The sequence below is a fragment of the Iamia sp. genome (assembly GCF_035575815.1).
Classification (GTDB): domain Bacteria; phylum Actinomycetota; class Acidimicrobiia; order Acidimicrobiales; family Iamiaceae; genus Iamia.
In genome coordinates, this window is sequence record NZ_DATLXO010000011.1 from 1 (window position 1) to 20,993 (window position 20,993).

20 protein-coding genes and 1 pseudogene are annotated in these 20,993 nt (G+C 72.6%); 7 read left to right on the forward strand and 14 right to left on the reverse strand.

All coding sequences use genetic code 11. The features are described 5' to 3' along the window. The coding region (locus VNL12_RS00580) for a S8 family serine peptidase (RefSeq protein WP_325590600.1) at positions 1-2,285 on the forward strand (2,285 nt) is incomplete at its 5' end. Between the two features lie 134 nt (positions 2,286-2,419). Here VNL12_RS00580 and VNL12_RS00585 read toward each other — a convergent pair. After that, on the reverse strand, positions 2,420-4,609 hold the full coding sequence (locus VNL12_RS00585) for a prolyl oligopeptidase family serine peptidase (RefSeq protein ID WP_325590602.1): 2,190 nt from the start codon (positions 4,607-4,609) through the stop codon (positions 2,420-2,422). Between the two features lie 34 nt (positions 4,610-4,643). After that, the gene (locus VNL12_RS00590; RefSeq protein ID WP_349257768.1) at positions 4,644-5,831 is read right to left on the reverse strand and encodes a pyridoxal phosphate-dependent aminotransferase; all 1,188 of its coding nucleotides are present in this window, start codon (positions 5,829-5,831) and stop codon (positions 4,644-4,646) included. 144 nt (positions 5,832-5,975) lie between these two features. Here VNL12_RS00590 and serC point away from each other — a divergent pair, with 144 nt between their 5' ends. Then, the gene (gene serC, locus VNL12_RS00595; RefSeq protein WP_325590606.1) at positions 5,976-7,115 is read left to right on the forward strand and encodes a phosphoserine transaminase; all 1,140 of its coding nucleotides are present in this window, start codon (positions 5,976-5,978) and stop codon (positions 7,113-7,115) included. A gap of 32 nt (positions 7,116-7,147) precedes the next feature. Here serC and VNL12_RS00600 read toward each other — a convergent pair whose 3' ends face one another. The 6 genes from VNL12_RS00600 to VNL12_RS00625 all read right to left on the reverse strand — a co-directional run bounded on the left by VNL12_RS00600 (position 7,148) and on the right by VNL12_RS00625 (position 10,902). Beyond that, positions 7,148-7,318, reverse strand: a complete 171-nt coding sequence (locus VNL12_RS00600) for a hypothetical protein (RefSeq protein WP_325590608.1) — start codon at positions 7,316-7,318, stop codon at positions 7,148-7,150. A gap of 102 nt (positions 7,319-7,420) precedes the next feature. Continuing rightward, entirely contained in the window at positions 7,421-8,344 is a 924-nt protein-coding gene (locus tag VNL12_RS00605; RefSeq protein ID WP_325590610.1) for a GDSL-type esterase/lipase family protein, read from the reverse strand. A 3-nt stretch (positions 8,345-8,347) separates the two neighbouring features. Next, positions 8,348-8,512: a hypothetical protein gene (locus tag VNL12_RS00610; protein ID WP_325590612.1), complete on the reverse strand. Its 165-nt coding sequence runs from the start codon at positions 8,510-8,512 to the stop codon at positions 8,348-8,350. Between the two features lie 27 nt (positions 8,513-8,539). Continuing rightward, the gene (locus VNL12_RS00615) at positions 8,540-8,728 is read right to left on the reverse strand and encodes a hypothetical protein (RefSeq protein WP_325590614.1); all 189 of its coding nucleotides are present in this window, start codon (positions 8,726-8,728) and stop codon (positions 8,540-8,542) included. Positions 8,729-8,783: 55 nt separating this feature from the next. Next, a complete protein-coding gene (locus tag VNL12_RS00620) occupies positions 8,784-10,580 on the reverse strand; it encodes an HNH endonuclease signature motif containing protein (RefSeq protein ID WP_325590616.1) in 1,797 nt (598 codons plus the stop codon). A gap of 133 nt (positions 10,581-10,713) precedes the next feature. Then, positions 10,714-10,902, reverse strand: a complete 189-nt coding sequence (locus VNL12_RS00625; protein ID WP_325590618.1) for a hypothetical protein — start codon at positions 10,900-10,902, stop codon at positions 10,714-10,716. 698 nt (positions 10,903-11,600) lie between these two features. Here VNL12_RS00625 and VNL12_RS00630 point away from each other — a divergent pair. The 3 genes from VNL12_RS00630 to VNL12_RS00640 all read left to right on the forward strand — a co-directional run bounded on the left by VNL12_RS00630 (position 11,601) and on the right by VNL12_RS00640 (position 13,669). Then, positions 11,601-12,107, forward strand: a complete 507-nt coding sequence (locus VNL12_RS00630) for a class I SAM-dependent methyltransferase (protein WP_325590620.1) — start codon at positions 11,601-11,603, stop codon at positions 12,105-12,107. 546 nt (positions 12,108-12,653) lie between these two features. Then, positions 12,654-13,064: a phosphotransferase gene (locus tag VNL12_RS00635; protein ID WP_349257766.1), complete on the forward strand. Its 411-nt coding sequence runs from the start codon at positions 12,654-12,656 to the stop codon at positions 13,062-13,064. 65 nt (positions 13,065-13,129) lie between these two features. Further along, positions 13,130-13,669 carry a hypothetical protein gene (locus VNL12_RS00640; protein WP_325590622.1) on the forward strand — a complete coding sequence of 180 codons (540 nt, stop codon included), beginning with the start codon at positions 13,130-13,132 and terminating at the stop codon, positions 13,667-13,669. Between the two features lie 160 nt (positions 13,670-13,829). Here the strand turns inward: VNL12_RS00640 and VNL12_RS20730 are convergent. The 6 genes and pseudogenes from VNL12_RS20730 to VNL12_RS00665 all read right to left on the reverse strand — a co-directional run bounded on the left by VNL12_RS20730 (position 13,830) and on the right by VNL12_RS00665 (position 18,594). Then, positions 13,830-14,026, reverse strand: a pseudogene (locus VNL12_RS20730) (type II toxin-antitoxin system VapB family antitoxin). A gap of 209 nt (positions 14,027-14,235) precedes the next feature. Further along, the gene (locus tag VNL12_RS00645) at positions 14,236-15,072 is read right to left on the reverse strand and encodes an SDR family NAD(P)-dependent oxidoreductase (RefSeq protein ID WP_325590623.1); all 837 of its coding nucleotides are present in this window, start codon (positions 15,070-15,072) and stop codon (positions 14,236-14,238) included. 86 nt (positions 15,073-15,158) lie between these two features. Next, positions 15,159-15,860 carry a hypothetical protein gene (locus VNL12_RS00650; protein WP_325590625.1) on the reverse strand — a complete coding sequence of 234 codons (702 nt, stop codon included), beginning with the start codon at positions 15,858-15,860 and terminating at the stop codon, positions 15,159-15,161. A gap of 147 nt (positions 15,861-16,007) precedes the next feature. After that, positions 16,008-16,559: a Uma2 family endonuclease gene (locus tag VNL12_RS00655; protein ID WP_325590627.1), complete on the reverse strand. Its 552-nt coding sequence runs from the start codon at positions 16,557-16,559 to the stop codon at positions 16,008-16,010. Positions 16,560-16,639: 80 nt separating this feature from the next. Further along, on the reverse strand, positions 16,640-17,203 hold the full coding sequence (locus VNL12_RS00660) for a Uma2 family endonuclease (protein ID WP_325590629.1): 564 nt from the start codon (positions 17,201-17,203) through the stop codon (positions 16,640-16,642). A gap of 74 nt (positions 17,204-17,277) precedes the next feature. Further along, positions 17,278-18,594 carry a bifunctional o-acetylhomoserine/o-acetylserine sulfhydrylase gene (locus VNL12_RS00665; protein WP_325590631.1) on the reverse strand — a complete coding sequence of 439 codons (1,317 nt, stop codon included), beginning with the start codon at positions 18,592-18,594 and terminating at the stop codon, positions 17,278-17,280. Positions 18,595-18,806: 212 nt separating this feature from the next. Between VNL12_RS00665 and VNL12_RS00670 the strand changes: the two genes are divergently transcribed. Together VNL12_RS00670 and VNL12_RS00675 are read left to right on the forward strand one after the other, a co-directional pair. Continuing rightward, positions 18,807-20,198, forward strand: a complete 1,392-nt coding sequence (locus VNL12_RS00670) for a cation:proton antiporter (RefSeq protein ID WP_325590633.1) — start codon at positions 18,807-18,809, stop codon at positions 20,196-20,198. Positions 20,199-20,322: 124 nt separating this feature from the next. Then, the gene (locus VNL12_RS00675) at positions 20,323-20,925 is read left to right on the forward strand and encodes a DM13 domain-containing protein (RefSeq protein ID WP_325590634.1); all 603 of its coding nucleotides are present in this window, start codon (positions 20,323-20,325) and stop codon (positions 20,923-20,925) included. The last annotated feature ends 68 nt before the right edge of the window (positions 20,926-20,993 follow it).

A 20,993-nucleotide genomic window follows, 5' to 3' on the forward strand; every position in this document is an offset into this window, starting at 1 on the left:
TCAACCGACGACGGGTCGCGATGGTTGTCGTGGTGGCGGGGCTGGTGGCCGGCCTGGCCGCAGCCACCCCCGCGACAGCCCAGGTGAGGGGCAAGGGCGGCGGCTCAGCGTCGCCGCTCTCGGTGCGACTCGAGACCCTGGCCGACCAGCGCGCCGGCGCGTCGACGGCGGCCCAGAACCGCGTCGTCGACTTGCCCACCGACGGCGCCGGAAGCCTGCTGCGCGACGACACCGGCCGCCTGCTGGTCGACATCTGGGTCGACTCCCCCGCCGTGCTCGCCGGCCCTGGGCTGAGCGCGACCGGGGCCGTGGTCACCGCTGTCGACCCGTCCCGCACCCTGGCCACCGTGGCCGTCGACCCGCCCGACCTCGACGGGCTGACAGGTGTCGACGGCCTCCGTTCGGCTCGCGAGATCCAGGAACCGATCGTCGGCGGCAACACCAACGGGACACCCGAAGCCAGCTCCCCCGACGGCGGACCGGTCACCAGCTCGTGCGCGGACCGGCAGACCTCCGAGGCCGACACGCAGCTGCGGGCGGCCCTCGCTCGCTCCACTCACGGCGTGAGCGGCGCCGGCATCAAGATCGGCATCTTGTCCGACTCGTTCGCGTCCACCGCCGGCGGGCCGGCGGCCGATGTGGCCGCCGGAGAGCTGCCCGGCGCCGGCAACCCGTGCGGCAAGACCACACCGGTGCAGGTCCTGACCGACATCTCCGGCGGCATCGATGAGGGCCGAGCCATGGCCCAGCTGATCCACGACCTGGCTCCTGACGCGGAGCTGCTCGTCGCCAGCGCCTTCAACGGCGATGTCGACTTCGCCAACCAGATCCGGGCCCTGCGCACCGCAGGGGCCACCGTCATCGTCGACGACATCACCTACTTCAGCGAGCCGATGTACCAGGACGGGGTCATCGCCAAGGCGGTGAACGACGTCACCGCGTCGGGTGCCGTCTACTTCTCCTCGGCGGCCAACAGCCACGCGACGGTGGGCGGAACACCCATCGGCTCCTACGAGGCCACCTCGTACCGACCGGCGTCGTGCCCGGCCGCCGTCGCCGACGCGTCCTGCCACGACTTCGATCCCGGCGTCGGAGTCGACAGCACCAACCGGGTGACGGTCCCGAACGGCCAGCGGGTGCACCTGTCCATGGGGTACAGCGAACCGCTGTTCGGCGTGTCCACCGACCTCGAGATCCGCCTCCTGAGCTCATCGGGCGCGGTCGTGGCCGAGAGCCTCGAGAGCAACCCGTCGACGGGCTCGACCTTCGAGTTCCTGAACTTCACAAACAGCACCGGGACCAGCCAGAGCTACGACCTCGTCGTCTCCCGGTTCTCGGGCGCCAACACCCCCCGGTTCAAGGTCATCTTCCACCGTGCCCGTTTCGCGGCGATGGAGCACACCGCCACCACCGGCGGCAACATCGTCGGCCCCACCACCTTCGGCCACAACGCGGCCCGCTCGGGCGCGGCGGTCGCGGCCACGCCGTGGTTCGACTCGAACACGATCGAGAGCTTCTCGTCCCGGGGGCCCGCCACCTACTGCTGGAACCCGGTGAACGGCACCACCCCGGCGACGGCGATCACGCCGTGTGCGACGAAGCAGATCGACTTCTCGGCCTCCGACGGCACGGTGACCACCGTCGCTGGCTTCGAGGACTTCTTCGGCACCTCGGCCGCCGCACCGCACGCCGCGGCGGTGGCGGCCCTGCAACGCGAGGCCGAGCCGTGCCGCACCGGGCCCGAGGTGATGGCCGCGCTGCGGACCAGCGGCCGGCCGATCGCCGGCTTCGGTGCCGACGCCCAGGGCAGCGGCCTCATCGACGCCGTCACCGCCATCAGCGGCCTCGGCAGCTGCCCGGCCGGCGCCGGCCAGTCCTACAGCTCGATCACCCCGTGCCGCGTCGTCGACACCCGCGCCTCAGGAGCAGGCGGCGCCTTCACCGCCGGCCAGCAACGCAGCTTCCAGGTCGCCGGCACCGGACCCGGCTTCGCCGCCCAGGGCGGCACCGCCGGAGGCTGCACCATCCCCACCGGCGCCGTCGCCGTCGAAGCCTCCATCACCGCCGTGGGCCCCACCGGCACCGGCTACACCCGCGCCTGGCCCGCCGGCACCCCCCTCCCCGGCGCCACCTTCCTCAACTACCCGACCGGCACATCGATCACCAACACCGGCACCATCCCCATCACCACCACCGCCGCGATCAGCGACATGGCCGTCCAGACCTTCGGCGCCGGCACCCACATCGTCATCGACATCCAGGGCTACTTCTTCCCCGCCGCGTGACGGGGCCCGCCTGGACCTCCGGGGTGGTGGTGGCGGTCGGGAGCCGGGACGACGCCCGACGACGGCGGGTTCGCCCTCGAGGTGTGGCGCGCGCTGGTGGCTGAACCGCCGATCCGCGCCCCGGGAGGGCCGGGTCAGGCCGGAGGGGTCGCGGTGGCGGGGAGGGCGGGCAGGTCATCGGCGGGGGTGAAGCCGAGCACCTGGCCGTAGAAGGCCAGCTCGGCCCCCACGGCGGCCACGATCACCTCCGCCCGGCGGAAGCCGTGGCCCTCACCCTCGAAGAGCAGGTAGGCGTGGGCCAGGCCCTTGGCTGCGACTGCGGCGACGACGGCCTCGGCCTGGCTCGGGGGCACGACGGCATCGTCGGCCCCCTGCAGCACGAGCACCGGGGTGGCCAGGCCGTCGAGCAGGCCGAGGGGGCTGCGCGCCGCGTACACGTCGGCCGCGTCGGGCCACGGGCCCACCAGGCCGTCGAGGTACCGGGACTCGAACTTGTGGGTGTCGGCGGCCAGGGCGGCCAGATCGCACACGCCGTAGAGGCTGGTGCCGGCGGCGAAGGCACCGGAGGTGCAGAGGGCGACGAGGGTGGTGAAGCCCCCCGCAGAGCCGCCGCGGATCACCATGCGGTCACCGTCGACCACGCCCTCGGCGGCGAGGTGGCGGGCGGCGGCGATGCAGTCCTCGACGTCGACGATGCCCCACTGGCCGTCGAGCAGTCGCCGGTAGGGCCGGCCGTAGCCGGTCGACCCGCCGTAGTCGACGTCGACCACAGCGAGGCCACGCGACGTCCAGAACTGGCGGCTCAGCTCGAGCATCGGACGCGCCGCGCTGGTCGGCCCGCCGCGGATCATCACCACCAGCGGAGGCCGCTCACCGTCGGGTGCGACCGAGGTGAGGCTGGTCGGTCGGTAGAGCAGGGCGTGGCCGGTGCGCCCGCCGTGGCTCCTGAAGGTGAACGGCTCGGCCTCGGCGACCTCGGCGCCGGTGAGCCCGACGTTGCGAGCGGCGCGCAGCGGGCGGGCCTCGGCGGTGGGGGCCACGTCGAGGGCCCCCACCGCGGCCGAGGGTGTCGACCGCTCCGCCCGGGGGATGGCCCGACGGCCCCGACCGGCGTCGGAGCCGGGTGTGTCGGGTACCGGCGGCAGGTCGATCAGCACCGGCGTGAGCTCGGCGCGCGCCGAGCCGACGATGACGACGGCCTGGGCCGGACCGGGGCCGGAGACGACCTGGCTGACCACGGTGGCCGGCGAGCCGCCGAGGTCGAGCGCGACGTGGGCGACCGGCGTGGTCGCGCCCGTCCCGTGGGGGCCGGCGGCCACGACGCCCAGGGCCGTCGCGCCCTCGGCGGTGACCGCAGCGAGGATGCGCCCGTCGCCGAGCGGGGCGTACTCGCGGAGCCCCCCGACCCACCGGGGACCGCCGATCTCGGCCTCGACGGGGGCCACGACCTCGACGGCCCCGTCGGGTCCGTCACCGCCCGGCTCCGCGATCCGGTGGAGGTTCCACCAGCCCGAGCGGTCCGAGCAGAACCAGAGGGCGCCGCTGCGATCCCACTCCGGCTGCACGACCGACTCGTCGGGGCCGCCCGCCACGACCATCGAGTCGTTCCGGACGACGGGCGCGCCATCGGCATCGAGGCCCATCCCGACGACGACCAGCTCGGTGCCGTCCCACGGCATGCGGGGGTGGTTCCACTGGACCCAGGCCAGGCGGGCGGGCCCGGGCCGGGGCGAGGCGACGAAGTCCGGGCCCGACACCAGCACCCGGACGCGAGCCGGATCGGTCGCGGCCGAGCCGTCGGTCGGGATGGCCACCACCTCGTGGACCGGCTCCTCGGCGCCGAGGGCCGCGTCGACGTCCTCGCCGGGATGGGCCTCGCGGACCGCGAGCAGCCAACCGTGGTTCAGGGCGACCACGTCGCCGTAGCGCAGGCCCCGGGGCGAGGCCGGCTCGGGGGTCAGCGGGGCCGGCAGGGCGTCGGGGTCGTCGGCCACCAGGCGGTGCAGGCGCTGGTCGTCCCACTGGGCGAAGGTGACCACGCCGCTCTCGACGCACCAGGCTCCCCCGCCGTACTCGAGCAGCGCGGTGCGAACGTTCCCCGGGCGGTCCTCCGGTGCGACTCGGGGCGCGAGCACGTCCTCGGTGGTGCCGTCGACCCGGCGCCGCACCAGCTCGATGCGCCCACCGTCGGAGGGACGCGACTCGCTCCACCAGATGTCGTCGCCGTCGACCCGGACCTCACCCGGCGCCGCAGCCCCGGCCACCAGGGCCTGGGGCGTGACCACCGACGGCCAGGTGCCATAGGGCCGCACCTGGCGCGTCACCGTCGGCCTCCGTCGAAGGGGCGTGGGCCGCGAGTCATCGCGACAGCAGCTCGTCGATGCGGCCGATGCCTTCTCCCAGGTCGTCATCGCCGAGGGCGAAGGACAACCGGGCGTAGCCGGGGGCGGCGAAGGCCTCGCCGGGCACGATGGCGACCTTGGCCTGCTCGAGGATCACCTCGGCCAGCTCGACGGTGGTGCGCACGGGTGTGCCCGCGACCTCGCCCCGCTCGAGCACGGCCCGGAACGAGGGGAAGGCGTAGAACGCGCCCTCGGGACGCATGGCGGTGACCCCCGGAATGGCGTTCAACATGTCGTGCATCCGCTGGCCCCGACGCTCGAAGGCCTCGCGCATGCGGGCCACATCCTCCAGCCCGCCGCTGACCGCAGCGAGGGTGGCGCGCTGGCTGACGTTGGCAACGTTCGAGGTCTGGTGCGATTGCAGGTTCGCAGCCGCCTTCACCACGTCGGTCGGGCCGACCATCCAGCCCACCCGCCAGCCGGTCATGGCGTAGGTCTTGGCCACGCCGTTGAGCACCAGGCAGCGGTCGGCCAGCTCGGGCACCAACACGGGCATGGAGTGGAACTCGTGGTGGTCATAGGTCAGGTGCTCGTAGATCTCGTCGGTGACCACCCAGATGCCGGCCTCGGCGGCCCAGCGGCCGATGGCCTCGATCTCGTCTCGGGGGTAGACGGCGCCGGTGGGGTTTGACGGCGACACGAAGACCATGGCCTTGGTGTCGGGGGTGCGGGCCGCCTCCAGCTGGTCGACGGTGACCCGGAAGCCGGTCGTCTCGTCGGTGAGCAACGGAACGGGTACCCCGCCGGCCAGGCGGATCGGCTCGGGGTAGGTGGTCCAGTAGGGCGCCGGGAGGAGCACCTCGTCGCCGGGGTCGAGCAGGGCGGCGAAGGCGTTGTAGACGGCGTGCTTGCCGCCGTTGGTGACGAGGACCTGGTCGGATCCGACCTCGTAGCCCGAGTCGCGGCGGGTCTTGGTGGCGATGGCAGCGCGCAGCTCGGGCAGGCCGCCGGCCGGCGTGTAGCGGTGGTTCAACGGGTCGCGGCACGCGGCGACCGCGGCCTCGACGATGTGGTCCGGGGTGGCGAAGTCGGGCTCGCCGGCTCCGAAGCCGATGACGTCCTCCCCCGCCGCCTTCATGGCCTTGGCCTGGGCGTCGACGGCGAGGGTGGCCGACGGGGCGATGGCGGCGATCCGACGGGACACGCGGCGTGCCTCTGTCGGATCGGGTCGGCGTCCGCCGACGCCCTCAGGGCGGTGAGCGGGGTCGGTGTGCAGGTGATCGGGCATCGGGTGCCTCCTGGGGAAGCGATTTCCCCCACACGGGGTCGGCCGCGATAGTGGCACGCGATGAGCACGCCTCCGCCCGAGATCCGGATCCCCACCGACCTGCTGCCGGTCGACGGCCGCTTCGGCTGCGGTCCGTCCAAGGTGTCGCCCGAGGCGGTGGCCGCCCTGGCCGCCGAGGCCGGCGAGTACCTCGGCACGTCGCACCGCCAACCTCCGGTGCGCCTCATGGTGTCGCGGCTGCGCAACGCGGTGGCCGAGATGTTCGCCCTGCCCGACGGCTACGAGGTGCTGCTCGGCAACGGCGGCACCACCTCGCTCTGGGACGCCCTCTCCTTCGGCGCCGTCGACGACCGCAGCCACCACCTCGTCTTCGGTGAGTTCTCGCAGAAGTTCGCCGAGGTCAGCCGGGCCGCGCCGCACCTGGGTGAGCCGTCCACCGCTCGCTCGGACCCCGGTTCCGCCCCGGCCCTGGCGGCGAGCGAGGGCATCGACGCCTACTGCCTCACCCACAACGAGACCTCGACCGGCGTGGCCGTCACCCCCACCCGACCCGAGGGCGCGGACGACGGCGCCCTCGTGCTGGTCGACGCCACCTCGGCCGCCGGCGGCTTGCGCTTCGACGCGGCCGAGACCGACATCTACTACTTCGCACCGCAGAAGGGCCTCGCCTCCGATGGTGGCCTCTGGCTGGCGGCCTGCTCCCCCGCCGCCATCGCGCGCATCGAGCGCATCGCAGCCGGCGACCGCTGGGTGCCCGCCTCGCTCGACCTGGGCATCGCCCTCGACAACTCCCGCAAGGACCAGACCTACAACACGCCCGCCCTGGCCACGATCTTCCTCGCCGTGCACCAGGCCGAGTGGGTCAACCAGAACGGGGGCCTGGCCTTCGCCGCCGGGCGCAGTGCCCAGAGCTCAGCCACGATCTACGGGTGGGCCGAGGCCTCCGCCTACGCCACTCCGTTCGTGACCGAACCTGAGCTGCGCAGCGGGGTGGTCGCCACCATCGACCTGGACGATGACGTCGAGGCCGCTCTGGTGTCTGCGGTGCTGCGGGCCAACGGCATCGTCGACACCGAGAGCTACCGGAAGCTGGGCCGCAACCAGCTGCGCGTCGCTCTGTTCCCGGCGATCGATCCCGATGACGTGGCCGCCCTGACCCTCTGCATCGACCACGTGGTCGGCGAGCTCCGCTCGGCCTGACGCCTCGACAGTGATGGGCGGCGCGGACGACCTCAGCCCTCCAGCGCGGCGACGAGCGAGTCGGCCAGGGCCCGGTGGCCCTCGACGGTGGGGTGGAACGAGGCGGAGTCAGCGACGAGCACGCCGCGCTCGAGCCTCAGGCCGTAGATGAAGGGGGCGTCGCTGCAGACGGCGTGGCCGGCGAACTCGTCGGTCGAGTCCACGTAGGTGAACCCGGCGCCGTCGGCGGCGTCGCGGAGCGTGGCGTTGAGGTCGGTGAACAGGTCGCGGAGGCGATCGACGTACTGCTCGGCCAGGTTCCAACGTCAACCGAAGGCGTCGCTGCCGTCGTCGAAGAGGAGGGGGCCGCTGCAGTCGCCGTTCGTGACCTCCGGCAGGGGCGGCGGGTACCCGACCACCGCCACCAGGGCGTCGGGGGCCCCGGCGGCGATGTCGTCGAAGAGGGCCGGCACCGTGCAGGGCCCGTCGCCACAGGTCAGGGGCTGATCGTCGCCGTCTCGGAGCCCGGTGGTCAGCTCGGCGATCTTCCGGGGGGCGATCTCGTCGAGCTGCTCGTCGCAGGCCTCCTCGCTGTAGTCCGGGTTGAGCTGGCTCGTCCCGGAGGTGACCTGCAGGCAGGCGGTGAGGATGGGGACGAAGCCGATGTCGTTGCCGCCGATCGCCACCGAGACCAGCTCTGGTTCGGTGCCGCCCAGGGCGTCGAGCTGCGGGGCCTCATCCCGGTTGCCCTCGCCCGACTGGTAGAAGTCGGGGATCACCGCGCCGCTGCAGGCGGCCAGCTCGACGTCGTCGGGCACCACGGCGCTGTCGGTGGCGGCGACGTTGGCGTAGGCGTCGTCGGAGCGGTGGCAGGTGTTGGACGGCTCCGCGTCCGGCGTGTCGGTGCCGGGGTGGTACGGGGCGTTGCCCTCGCCCGAGGCGTAGGAGTCACCGAGTGCGACGTAGGCCCCGTCGGTGGTCGGCGGGGGAGGCGGCGGCGGGTTCGAGCCGCCGTGGCCCAGCACTTCCTCGGCGCGGCCCGCTTGCGCGACAAGTCGGCCGAGCGCGGCCCGGCGCCGTGGTCCCCACCCGGCCACCTCGGCACCGAAGCGCATCTCCGCCACCACGGCGAACGGCAGCACCCAACGGGCGGGCTCGAGGAGCGGAGCCCATCGGGCCTTGCGGTCAGACGGACGCACGCTGAGCCATGCGCCGGCGACCATCGTGTCGACCACGACAGCCGTGGACACCGGTCAGGCTTCCTCGAGGATCCTGAAGAACTCGGCCTCTTCCTCCGGTGTGAGGTCCTCGATGCCGAATCGGCTCAGGTCGCCCATGGGCTCGATGGTCCGGAGGATGTCGGTGATCGTCGTGGCGTCACCGGCCCGGGGAGTGTCGTTCGCAGTGGTATCCGACACGGTTCGCATCCTCAGTCTCCGACCGGCTCAACGATACGGCCCCGGTACCCCGAAGCGACGACCAGAAGCCCTCGAGCTCGTGCCGGAGGGGCTTGCCCACTCTTTGGAGGCGATGATGTCCTCGATACCGGCCACATAGGCGACGATGCCGGGCGCCACACGGGCCTCGGCCGGCACCACCCACTGATGATCCAGCCGGAGACGCTGCTCGACCACGCGCGCACCCTGGCGGGGTCGGGACCCGGATGCCGCCCGAAAGCGGCCGGGGTTCTCAGTGGTGGAGGGTGGTGGTGTCCGAGGGGGCGCGGCGCCTGCAGTGGCGGGCGACCTCGGCCTGGCGGATGAGATCCTTGATGCGGCATCGGGTCAGGTAGTCGGCCTGAGTGCGTTCGGCTGCGATCTCACCGGCGTCGTCGGTGGGTGGCGCACCGGGGGGTGATGCACCGGGGGGTGGTCGGGAGCGGACCAGGGGGCTCCGGGCGCGAAGGGGCGCGGTGAGCGGTTCTCGGTCGGTGCGCGCGGTGACGATGGTGCCGTTCGGGCCGCGGGTCATGGTGAAGCCGCCGCCGTGGACCGCCTTGTGATGGTGGCGACAGAGCAGGACCAGGTTGATGAGGTCGGTGCGACCGCCGTGTTCCCACCAGATGAGGTGATGGGCAATGCAGTGCTCGGGCGCGACCGAGCACCCGGGGAACTGACATCCGCCGTCGCGGATGCGCAGGGCGCGGCGTTGGGCCCGGTTGGCGATGCGCAGGCCGCGACCCATGTTGAGATGATCGGCGCCGGGGCCGACGTAGACGGGGACGACGGTGCCCTCACAGGCCAGGCGACGGACCACGTCGGGGTGCACTGGCCCGGACCGCGACAGCTCGGAGAGCATCGCCGGGTACGGCATCAACGGATCGAGGTCGACCAACGGATCGGCGAGGAGCCAATCGTCGAGGGGCGGATCGTCGGGATCGGGGTCATCGGGATCGGGGTCGGCGTCGAGACCTAACGGACCCGGCCAGCCGCCGCAATCGGGGTCGGGGGCGGTGCCGTCGAGGGGGAGGGGCCACGGCGGGGGCGGGGTGCGGGTTCCGGCCGTGCCGCACGCGGCGTCATCGGGGCGGCGGTCGGCTCTCGCGTCGGCCGGCGCGTCGTGGTCCGATGCGCTCTCGCGGCAGCGGTCACTTCCCTCTGTCCCTGAGCCGTCGTGGTCGTGGCCCCGGTCGGTGGGCTCTGAGCGTGTCGCGTGGGCGGGGGGCTGGCGGAGGGTGGCGGGGGTGGTGAGGGCGAAGATCAACGGGCGGGCGGTGCCGTCGTCGTCGCCGCCGCGGGTGCCGCGGGTGATGACCTCGACGAGGGCGATGGCCCGGCGCTCCGAGGGGTCGAGGCCGTCATCGGCGGTGAACACCCCGTCGTGCCACAGGGCGTCGATCTGATGCGCGAGAGCGGTGGCGATCTTCTCGCCGTCCTCGGCGCAGAGGTTCAGCTCGCCGGCCCAGCGGTCGCCCACCGGCGACAGCCGGGCCCGGGACCGGCCCCCGCCGCCGTTCGGTTCGGGGCCGTCGGGCTCGCCGATGCCGAAGCGCTCGCGGACCTGCTGGGCCCAGCGGGCCAGAAACCTCCGCCCCGCGCCCAGGGTGGCGCCGGCGACCTCGGCGACGAGGATCTCTTCGCAGAGGTCGAACGCCTCCTCCAGGCCGGGCTCACGGGCACCGAGCAGGGCCCTCACCTGGTCGCGGGTCAACCGGCCGGCGGCGTGGGCGACGCGGATGGGATCGTGGCCGCGCAGGTCGCGGGCGAGTGCCAGATCCGTCTTGGCCTGGCTGTAGGACACTCCGACGCGGGCCGTGACCCACCCCGGGGCGTTGCGGGCCCCATCGGCGGCCCACACGACGCGGGCATCGAAGCAGTCGGTGAGGGCCACCACCGTGGCATCGAGCCGGGCCCGCATCCTCTGGGCAACCAACAGCCGATCGACCAGCTCGGCGTCGCTCAGCGCACCGGGCTCGGCGTCGACGAAGGCCTCGAAGTCACCCGTCTCGGTTGTCTCGGAGGGGGGCCGATCGGCCACAGCAACCATGGGAACGACTGTACCCCAAGGGTACGACAACGAGGCCCGGTTCCTCGGCACCCCGCTCCGCCTGACCTGGTGCCCCACGAACCTTGGACCGATGTCCCCAACCACGGTGGTGTTCGGTCCGATGTTGGCAGGCTCAGGGCGTCCCGAACCGGCGGCGAAGCCGGAGGTGGCGGTGGTGGAACAGGCGGACCGCGATCACCGCCACCAGGGGGCGCGCCAGGCCGACCCGCGGTTCGATGATGAGCTGATCGGTGGCGATCACGCACCCCCCGTCGACCCGATCGGTGAGCGTGCGCTCGTGGGCCCTCGACGTTGCAGCCAAGACGTGGACCCCTCCACGAAGCCGCACCCGTCCACCACCTCCCCAAGGGCCAGTGCGCGTGGCGGTCGAAGGGCAGGACGCCGAAGAAGAGGAGCCAGCTCCCGAACACGATCTGTCCTGGCACCACGGCGGCTTCGCCCAGCGATCGCTGGTCGCGGGGGTGGGTCATGCGGACCAGCGGGAAGAGCTCCGAGTTCACCCCATCCGTCGCCGAGACCCAGTGCCACACCACCTCACGGGACGTCGCCAGCGTCGACGAGAAGACGATCTCGATCGCATCGCGCATGTCACCACCCTGGTACGTCGGGGGCGGCAACGCACGACGGAATGCCAACGGCGCAACGCGCCAGCCACGTCCGTGAGAGGCTGGGTCCGTGGCGCCAGGCGACGAGCTCCTCCTCGGCGCGTCGGGCGGGGTGGGGACCGCCGGCCAACCTGCGCCGACCGGGTCGTGGCCCACCGGGCGTTCGTGAGCTCCGGGGACGGATCGGGGCCGTCCTGGTTGGACATCGCGCCCTGGTACGACGCGTTGGTCACCGCCGGCAGCGGGCACCACGACACAGCGGTGCGCTGCCTGCTCGGGCTCACGCCGTCGCTCTCCGACCAGGTGGTGCTCGACGTGGCCTGCGGCCAGGGCGTGGCCACGAGGGCGCTGTTCGCGGCCGGCGCCCGCCGGGTCGTCGGCGCCGATGCGTCCCATGATCGAGCTCGCCGAGGGCCACGGGGCACCGCCCGGGGTCGACGTCTCCTACCTCGTCGACGACGCGCAACGACTGTCGCTGATCGACCCGGCGACCTTCGACGGTGCCACCTGCCAGCTCGGCCTCATGGACATCCCCGACCTCGACGCCACGCTCACCTCCATCGGGCGGATCCTCCGCCCGGGTGGCTGGTTCGTGTTCGTCATCGGCCACCCGTGCACCCTCGCTCCCGACGCGACGAAGACCACCGCGCCGGACGGGCGTCCGGCGGTCGCCCTGACCGGGTACTTCGCCGAGCGGTTCTGGCGGTCGACGAACCCCGAGGGCGTGCGCCGGGCGGGAAACCACCACCGCACCCTCGCCACCTACCTCAACGCCCTGGTTCGCTGCGGCTTCGTGATCGAGGAGGTCGACGAACCCGAGGCCTCGGACCTCCTGGCCGCGGCCCAGCCGCTGTACCGAGAGGTCCCCACCTTCTTCGCAGCGCGCACCCGCCGCCGCTGACCACTCCGTCAGCCGGGGGCCGGGCGCACCGTCATCCGAGAAGTCCACGGAGGGGGGACCGTTGGAGGCCCCCTCGTGCAACGCCACAAACCTTTCGATCGACGTGCTCGTCGACAGGTTCATGAGGTTCTATTGCGTCATGCGGTCGGTCGTCGGCCAGAGTGAGCGGGTGGACGAGCAGCAGCTCAGGGGCGGGGTGGCCAACGCCGGGAGCGTGGTCCGAGTCGGAGGCCACGTGCTGCGTCCCTCCAACCCGCACTCGGAGTCGATCCGCCGCTTCCTGTCGTCGCTGAACGCGGCGGGCTTCGGGGGAGCGTCGGTGCCCGTCGGCATCGACGACGACGGTCGCGAGCGCCTCATCTTCATCGAAGGTGACGTACCGGTACCGCCGTACCCGAGCTGGGCCCAGTCCGACGTCGCGCTGATGTCGATCGCCCAGCTGCTGCGTTTCATGCACGACGCGTCTCGGACGTTCGACCCATCGGATCTGACGTGGAGCAGTGAGATGGCCGACCCGGCCGAGGTCCCATCATCGGCCACAACGATGTGTGCCTGGAGAACGTCGTGTTCGACGGTGGTGTCGCCGTGGGCCTGCTCGACTTCGACTTCGCGGCGCCGGGGCGGCCGACCTACGACCTCGCCCAGATGGCGCGCATGTGCGTACCGATCGACGACGACATCAACGCCGCCCGTCTGGGTTGGGAAGCCGGGGATCGGCCCGCTCGGCTCCGGCTGGTCGCCGACGCCTACGGGCTCGACGCCGCCGCCCGACGAGAGCTGGTGGACATCCTGGCCGACTCCATCGCTCGCGGCGGCGAGTTCGTCCGCCGGCGGGTCGAGGCCGGGGATCCGAACTTCATCGCGATGTGGAAGGCGATGGGCGGCATGGAGCGCTTCGACCGTCGCCGGCGATGGTGGACCGATCACCAGGACCGGTTCCGAACCGCTCTACATTGACTGGCGGAGTGGGTGTGGCCAGCGAGGGGGCACGAGTGAACCGGACGCAGCGAACGGTGGTGGCGATGGCGTGGGCCGTTGTGGTCGGCGCCATCGTCCTGGGCGTCACCTCGCCGGATGCGCCGGCCGAGGGGGCGTGGTTGAACTTCGCACCCGAGGGTGGGGCCACCTCCGACGGGTCCGGCGGGTTGCGAACGGACCCGTGGATCCAGGCGGGGGCGTGGGCGATCGGTGCGTTGGTCGCCGGTGGCGGCGCCCTCGTGACCCTGCGGGGATGGCCACGGGCCCAGCGGGTCGCGACCCTGGCGGCCGCGGCGGTGGTCCTGCTCGCACCGGTGGTCGGGTTCGACGCGGCGCGCACCGACCAGTCCGGTGACGGCGCGCTGTGGGCCGTGACGGTCGGGACCAACGTCGTCGGCTACTCGGGCGCGCCCACGGGCCTCCCCGCGGGCAGCGGGGACCTGACCGACGTGTCGCCGTGGGTCACCGTCGGCCTGGTGGTCGTCGCCGTGGTGCTGTGGCTCGCGCTGGCGCTGTGGCTGCTCCGCGACCGGTCGCCCCTGTCGGTCGACGACCCGCCTGCGCCCGACGCCCAGGCGGCCTGACGCATGGCGCCCACCTGCGGTCGCACGGAGTGCGGGCGGCGGGCAACCTGGCGGGGAGACAGACGCTCAGGTGCTCACCACCGCAGAGCTGCCCGGGGAGCGGCGGACGGGGCGTGTCCCCTGCGGAGGTGTTCGACCCAGATCGAGGTGTCGACCAGGATCACGACGGGTCGGGGCGGCGGCGAGGAACAGGGGTCAGGGTTGGTTCGCTACCGCCCAGTGCGGCGAGGCGCCGAGCGCTCTCCCGCTCGATCAGGGCCGTCAGGGCCTGCCGGACCAGCGGCTCTTCCCGATCGTTCCGGTCAGCCGCTGGGCCTCCGCCAGCAGGTCGTCATCGAGAGCCAAGGTCGTTCGCATCGAGGCCTCCTCACGGCACGGCCTGGAGCACAGAGTGATGACGGCCCTCGTGCCGATGACTCGGGCGGGCGGCGGACCGTTCGCGATGCTCGATGGTCGGTCCTCCGCTTCGGCCCCAGCGCAGGGGTCGACCTGGCCGGCCCGATCGTCTGCGAGACCCGCGCCGGCGACGACTTGGTAGCCAACGCGGCGTCCGCCGTCGACGGCGGTCAGCGGAGGCGGAGAACGTTGCCGGTGACGAGGTGGTTGGCCTCGGCGCAGAGCCAGGCGATCGTCTCGGCCACCTCGTCGGGCGAGGCGACGTGGTGGTGGTCGTGGTCGGTCGCGACGAACGCCCGCACCTCGTCGGTGACCCAGCCCGTGTCGGTGACGGGTGGGTACACGACGTTGGCCGTGACCCCGTCGGTGGCCATCTCCGACGCCGCCGACAGCGTGTAGCTGACGAGCGCCGCCTTGGCCGCCCCATAGGAGACCTCGCCCGGGAAGCCCCCGCCGGTCCCGGAGGTCAGGGTGACGATGCGCCCCCAGGTGTCACGTCGGGCCCGGTGGCGGACGATGAGCTCGTTCATGAGCAGGGCGCCGGCGCGGGCGTCGACCTGGAGCTGGGCGTCGATCGACGTCGCCGTGATCCCCGCCGCCGTCCGTCCGACCGCATCGGAGGTGCCGGGGGCGAAGGTGTCCTGGCGCCAGCCGCTGGCGTTGTGGACCAGCACCGTCACCGGCCCCAGCTCCGCCTCCGCGACGTCGAACAGGCGGCGGGGCGCGTCGGTGTCGGCCAGGTCGACCTCGACCGGCACGGCGCGTCGGCCGCACGCCTCGATCTCGGCTGCGATCCCGGTCCCGTTACGGGTGCGGGCGGCGAGGTAGGTGTCGGGGCGCGACGGGTCGACGGCTTCGGCCGCCGCGTCGGCGTCGGCGCGCAGGTAGGTGACGAGCAGGTCGGCGCCGCGCCGGGCGAGGGCCCGGGCCACGGCGGCGCCGATGCCGTGGTTGGCCCCGGTGACGAGGGCGACGCGCCCGGAGAGGGGCAGGGGAGCTGGAGCCACAGCAGAACCTCGGGGAGCCGGGGACGGATCGGACGGTGAGGGTCGGATCAGCGGTCTGCCACGGCCGCGATGTTACAGGTCGGACCTCACGCCTGCAGTGACGGGCCGCAGGTGCGGGTGGACTCGCCGTCGATGGCGTCGACCTCGACGGCGACGGCCATCTCGTCGCCCTCGACCGGGCCACGGTCATCGGGCGCGAGGGCGGCATCGGCGAAGGCGTCGACGCAGAGGCGGTAGCCCTCGACGGCCACCGGTTCGCCGCTGATGTCGACGAGGGCCTCGGGTGGCGGTGGGGCGTCGGTGGCCTCCAGCTGGATCGCCGCGCCGGGCGCGACAGGGCGGAACACCACCGCCGGTGGGTCGAGGCCCTCATCGGCCGCCGGCGTCGGGGGCACGACCCACCCGAGGTCGATGAGGCCGTCCCCGGCGGCCGCCGGCACGAGGCGTGGTCGGCTCGACCCAACGGTCCCGACGGGGATCCAGATGGGCCCGGGCCCCTGGTTAGTCAGGGTGATGCGGCCCACGAGGTCATCGCCCGCTCGCTCGAGGGTGCCCTCCACACCCACGACCGGCGAAGCGGCGGCCGGATCCACCGTCTCGTCCGGGGCGCCCGGACCGCCCGGCCCGCCCCGTCCGACCGCCCTCGTCGTGGTGGTGGTGGTGGTGGTGCCGCCGTCGGACGCGGGCTCACCGCGGCCGACGCCGGCCACGGTGGCCACGATCACCAGGGCGACCACCGCGGCCGCCGCCCCGCCGACCATGGCCACCCGCCGCCGCGACCCGGTCACGATGCCCTCGGCCGCGCTGACCGGAGGATCGCCGCCACCTGTCCCATCGCCGGGCCGAGCCTACGGGCACCAACCTTGGATCCATGTCCGCCACCACGGTGGACTTGGGTCCAAGGTTCGCGGCGCGAGGGGCTCCGTGGCGCGTCGTCAGGACTCGACGGCGATGAGGGCCTCGACGGGCAGGTCCGCATCGAGGTACGGCGCGCGGACCAGGTCTCCGGGGCGGAGCTCGGTCCGGTGGCGGTAGCCATCGGGCGTCGGTTCGGTGTGCACGTAGACGGCCTCACGGGTGACGACCCAGTAGGTGGCGCACCCGGCCGACCCGTACAGGCGAGCCTTGGTGGTGAGGTCGAAGGTGACGGTCTCGTCGGAGACCTCCACGACGAGCAGGACATCGTCGGGGTTCCACTCCGGGAGCCGTGGCGCCACGCGTCCGACCGGCTCGGCGCCCCTGCGCCGCACCCAGCAGTCCGGGTCGGGCAGCGACCCCGCCGCCGGGAGCGTGGATTGGGTGACGGTCACCGTCGGGTGGCGGAGGCGAGCGACGATGCTCGCCGTCACCAGTCCGTGCCAATCGCCGATCACCACGGGGACCACCTCTCCCTCGACGTACTCCACCCGTGCGTCGAAGGCACCGGCCTCCCACGCCCGCACGAACCCCTCCCGGCTCCAGCGGTAGGTGAGCGAGGCCTCGGTCATGGGCCGAGGCTACCTGCGGGTCGCGACGGCACCGTCGTCGTCGACGCCCTGCAGGATGCCGTCGGCGTGGCCTGTCGGGGTCAGCGGATGAACAGCTCACCCAGGTCGATCGTCCAGCCGTCGATGAGGGGTGTCGCCAGCGTGTCAGCGGTGGTGAGCTCGAGGGCGACGTCGAAGGTCGTGGCGTCGGACGTGCGTCGGCGGAACACGAGGACGACGTCAGCCGCGGTGTCGACGAGCCAGACCTCGGCCACGCCGGCCGCCTCGTAGTGGCGCAGCTTGCTGCCGATGTCGTAGCGCCAGGTGGAGGGGGAGCGGACCTCGACCACCAGCGGCGGGGGCGAACCGAAGCGACTCTGGTCATCGGCGAGCCGCCGACCATCGGGCACCCACCAAAGGTCCGGCGCATACACGTTGACCTCGTCGAGGACGGTGTCGATCTCGATGCCCAGCTCCCCGCAGCCCGGGTGGCTCTGGCGGTGGACGTGGAAGAGTCCGATCAGCTCGGCGACGAGGCGCTGGTGACCGGCGGTGGGCGTGGACACGACGAGCTCCCCGTCGATGAGCTGGGGGTGAGGCAGCTCGCCGGGGAGCGCGAAGAACTCCTCGGCCGTCATCTTCGGGGCCGACGCTGCGAGGGCCATGAACCTCACGCTACCCAGAGGCTGTGACAGTGGAGGCACTGCGGACCTCGGTCCAACGTGGGTGGCGCGAGGGGCTACTTGGCGGCGGTGAACCCGGCCTCGAGATCGGCGAGGATGTCGTCGATCGACTCGAGCCCGACCGAGAGGCGCACCAGGCCCGAGGCCACGCCGGAGGAGGTCTGCTCGACCTCGCTGAGCTGCGAGTGGGTCGTCGACGCCGGGTGGATGGCCAGGCTGCGCACGTCGCCGATGTTGGCGACGTGGCTGTGGAGCGTGAGGCCCTCGACGAATCGCGTCCCGGCCTCCTTGCCGCCGGCGATGACGAACGCCGGCACCGAGCCGAAGCCCTTGCCGCCACTGAGCTCCTTGGCCCGGTCGTGCCAGCGCGAACCGGGCACGGCGGCGGACTGGACCGACTCCACTTGCGGGTGACCGGCCAGGAGCTCGATGACCTTCAGGGCGTTCAGGTTGTGGCGCTCCATGCGGAGGCTGAGCGTCTCGAGCCCCTGGAGGAGGAGGAACGAGTTGAACGGGCTGATGGCGGGGCCGAGGTCGCGCAGCAGCTGCACCCGGGCCTTCAGGATGTAGGCGCCGGCGCCGAGGGCGGGCCAGTACTGGAGGCCGTGGTAGCTCGGGTCGGGCTCGGTGAACTGGGGGAAGCGCTCGGTGTGGGCGCCGAAGTCGAACGACCCGGCATCGGCGATGACCCCGCCGATCGATGTGCCGTGGCCGCCGATGAACTTGGTCGCCGAGTGCACCACGATGTCGGCGCCGTGCTCGAACGGGCGGATGAGCCACGGCGTGGCCACCGTGTTGTCGATGATGAGCGGTACGCCGGCCTCGTGGGCCACGTCGGCCACGCCGCGGATGTCGAGGAAGTCGTTGCGGGGGTTGCCGATGCTCTCGCCGTAGAACGCCTTGGTGGTGGGCCGTGTCGCGGCTCGCCAGGCGTCGAGGTCGTCGGGGTCGTCGAGGAACGTCGTCTCGATGCCCATCTTGGGCAGCGTGTAGTGCAGCAGGTTGTAGGTGCCGCCGTAGAGGGCGGCGGAGGCGACGATGTGGCTGCCGGCCTCGGCCAGGTTCAAGATGGCCAAGGTCTCGGCGGCCTGGCCCGACGCCACCGCCAGGGCCCCGGGGATGCCGAGGGTGGTGTCGGGCGCCCCCTCGAGGGCGGCGACGCGCGCCTCGACCACCGCCGTGGTCGGGTTCATGATGCGGGTGTAGATGTTGCCGACCTCGGCCAGCCCGAAGAGGCTGGCGGCATGCGCGCTGTCGCGGAACTGGTACGACGTGGTCTGGTAGATGGGGGCGGCGCGCGACCCGGTGGCGGTGTCGGGCGCCTGGCCGGCATGGATCTGTCGGGTCTCGAAACCCCAGTCGGGTGAAGTCATGTCGCCACCCTAGCCGCCAAACCCGACCAAGCGGGTCAGGAATCGGTCCCCGGCGCAGCCCTGGTCCTGCGCCCCGCCGTGGTAGGGGACCTCCACCCGTTACGGGTGACAGCCGACGGGACCCGGGCGTACTGTCAGCGCGTCCGCCGAGGCAGGCCGGCGGCGAATGGGGAGGTCGACCAGTGGGACCAACGTCCTTGGCCCAGGTACCGATGCCGTTCGCGCCCTCGGGGTTGCGACCGGGCGTCGTCGTGGCCTTCGTGCTGCTCGACATCGTGATCATCTTGATCGCGGCGCGCCTGTGCGGCGCCGCGGCCCGCAAGGTGGGCCAGCCCGCCGTCGTCGGTGAGATCGTGGCCGGCATCCTGCTCGGGCCGACGCTGCTCGGCCCCAAGCTGTTCGAGCTCGCCAACCCGCCCGACTTCCTGCACTGCGACGTCTCGAACCCGGCGACGACCGCTGACGGGTCACCGTTCGTGGCGAGCGTGTCGTCGTGCCTGTTCCCGGCCCAGGCCCGCGGGGTGCTCGGCCTCCTCGGCCAGGTCGCCCTCGTCTTCTTCATGTTCCTCGTCGGCATCGAGGTCAACGCCCGCACCCTCAAGGGCAAGGAGAAGGGCATCGGCCTCGTCTCCGTGGGCGCCGTCCTCGTGCCCGTGGCCCTGGCGTTCGTGATCGCCCCGATCCTCTGGAACTCCGACTTCGTGCCCGGCTTCGGCACCGACGCCTCTCCCAACCGGCTCGGCTTCACGCTCTTCGTCGGCGCGCTGCTGTCGGTCACGGCCTTCCCGGTGATGGCCCGCATCCTGCAGGAGAAGGGACTGACGACGAGCCCCATGGGCGCGACCGGCATCGCCGCCGCCGGCGTCGTCACCATCCTCATGTTCCTGATCATCGCCAGCGCCGACGGCGTGGCCAAGGAGAAGGACCTCCTCGACATCGGTCGTGTCTGGGTCATCGCCGCGATCTACATCGCGGTGATGCTCCTCGTCGTCAAGCGCCTGCTCGCCCCTCTCGGCCGGTCCTACGCCCGCACCGGGAAGCTCAGCCCCGATGCCTTCGCCCTGTTCATCGGCGTGGCCGTTGCCTCCGGCTACGTCGCCGACCGCATCGGCATCAACGTCATCGTGGGCGGGTTCATCGCCGGGCTGGTGATCCCCGAGCCCCGCCCCGAGATGTGGCGTGAGCTCACCAACCGCATCGGCGAGTTCACCGCGGTGATCCTGCTGCCCATCTTCCTGGCCTTCAGCGGTCTGAACACGGACTTCACCGCGCTCACCGCTGCCGCGGTCCCGGGCATCATCGTGCTCGTCGTCGCCGGCATCGTCGGCAAGCTCGTGGGCGGCGCGGTCTTTGCCCGCCTGGGCGGGCTGTCGTGGGCCGAGGGCCGGGTCATCGGGGTGCTCATGAACTGCCGTGGCCTGCTGGTGCTGGTCGCCGCCCTGGTGGCGGTGGAGGCCGGGGCCATCAGCCCGCTGCTCCAGCTCGGCGGTGTGGTGATGGCCCTCGTCACCACGGCGATGACCGGCCCGCTCTTCGACACGTCGGTCGCCCAGCTGAACACCCCCGGCACCGAGGCCGAACCGGAGCCGGAGCCCGCGCCGTGATGGCCGACCGGGCGCCCGTCCCCGGGCACCCGCACCCCTACCGCCGTCGGCTGGACGCCCGTAGGTTCAGCCCCGACCGTCCACCCCTCGACCGTCGAGTACCGAGAACGCCACGGAGGCACCGATGACCACCACCGCGAATCCCGACCACCAGCTTCCGCCCCACCTGCGGCCACCCAAGCGGAGCCGGATGCCCCTGGTCATCGGCGGCGTCGTGGTCGCCCTCCTCGTGGCCGGCGTCCTCGCCTTCGGCGTGTTCGAGGTGCACACCCTCGTCACCGACGCGGAGGTGGCCGAAGCGGGACCGACCTTCGATTCCGGGGCCCAAGCCGGCGACGACACGCCCGCAGGCGAGACCGATGCGGCCGGCGAGGGCGGGGAGGGCACCGACGAGGAGCCCACAGGGGACGCAGGCGCGGCGGTCACCGTCGCCGCGTCGGGCGCCTTCGAGGCCCGCGACCACCCCGGCGAGGGAACGGTCAGCCTCCTGACCGACGGGAACCAGACCTTCGTGCGCTTCGACGACGACTTCTCCACCGACAACGGCCCCGACCTCTACGCCGCGGCCGTCGTCGGCGGTGAGCGGGTCGAGCTCGGCGAGCTGAAGGGCAACCGCGGCTCGCAGAACTACGAGCTGCCGACCGACATCGACCCGGCCGCGGTCGAGACGGTGCAGGTCTGGTGCAAGCGGTTCGACTCCACCTTCGCCGAGGCCCCCCTCGCCTGATCGCCGCGCCGCGACGCCGACCTCGGCCGACCCGACCGGCCCCACCCACCATCCGATCTAACGACGAG

What these genes read in the sequence shown, in the direction of transcription:
- VNL12_RS00620 (WP_325590616.1), bottom strand. Translation starts at nt 10,580, where the DNA reads ATGGTTGCTGTGGCCGATCGGCCCCCCTCCGAGACAACCGAGACGGGT.
- VNL12_RS00660 (WP_325590629.1), bottom strand. Translation starts at nt 17,203, where the DNA reads ATGGCCCTCGCAGCGTCGGCCCCGAAGATGACGGCCGAGGAGTTCTTC.
- VNL12_RS00675 (WP_325590634.1), top strand. Translation starts at nt 20,323, where the DNA reads ATGACCACCACCGCGAATCCCGACCACCAGCTTCCGCCCCACCTGCGG.
- VNL12_RS00665 (WP_325590631.1), bottom strand. Translation starts at nt 18,594, where the DNA reads ATGACTTCACCCGACTGGGGTTTCGAGACCCGACAGATCCATGCCGGC.
- VNL12_RS00655 (WP_325590627.1), bottom strand. Translation starts at nt 16,559, where the DNA reads ATGACCGAGGCCTCGCTCACCTACCGCTGGAGCCGGGAGGGGTTCGTG.
- VNL12_RS00640 (WP_325590622.1), top strand. Translation starts at nt 13,130, where the DNA reads ATGGCGTGGGCCGTTGTGGTCGGCGCCATCGTCCTGGGCGTCACCTCG.
- VNL12_RS00670 (WP_325590633.1), top strand. Translation starts at nt 18,807, where the DNA reads ATGCCGTTCGCGCCCTCGGGGTTGCGACCGGGCGTCGTCGTGGCCTTC.
- serC (WP_325590606.1), top strand. Translation starts at nt 5,976, where the DNA reads ATGAGCACGCCTCCGCCCGAGATCCGGATCCCCACCGACCTGCTGCCG.
- VNL12_RS00630 (WP_325590620.1), top strand. Translation starts at nt 11,601, where the DNA reads ATGATCGAGCTCGCCGAGGGCCACGGGGCACCGCCCGGGGTCGACGTC.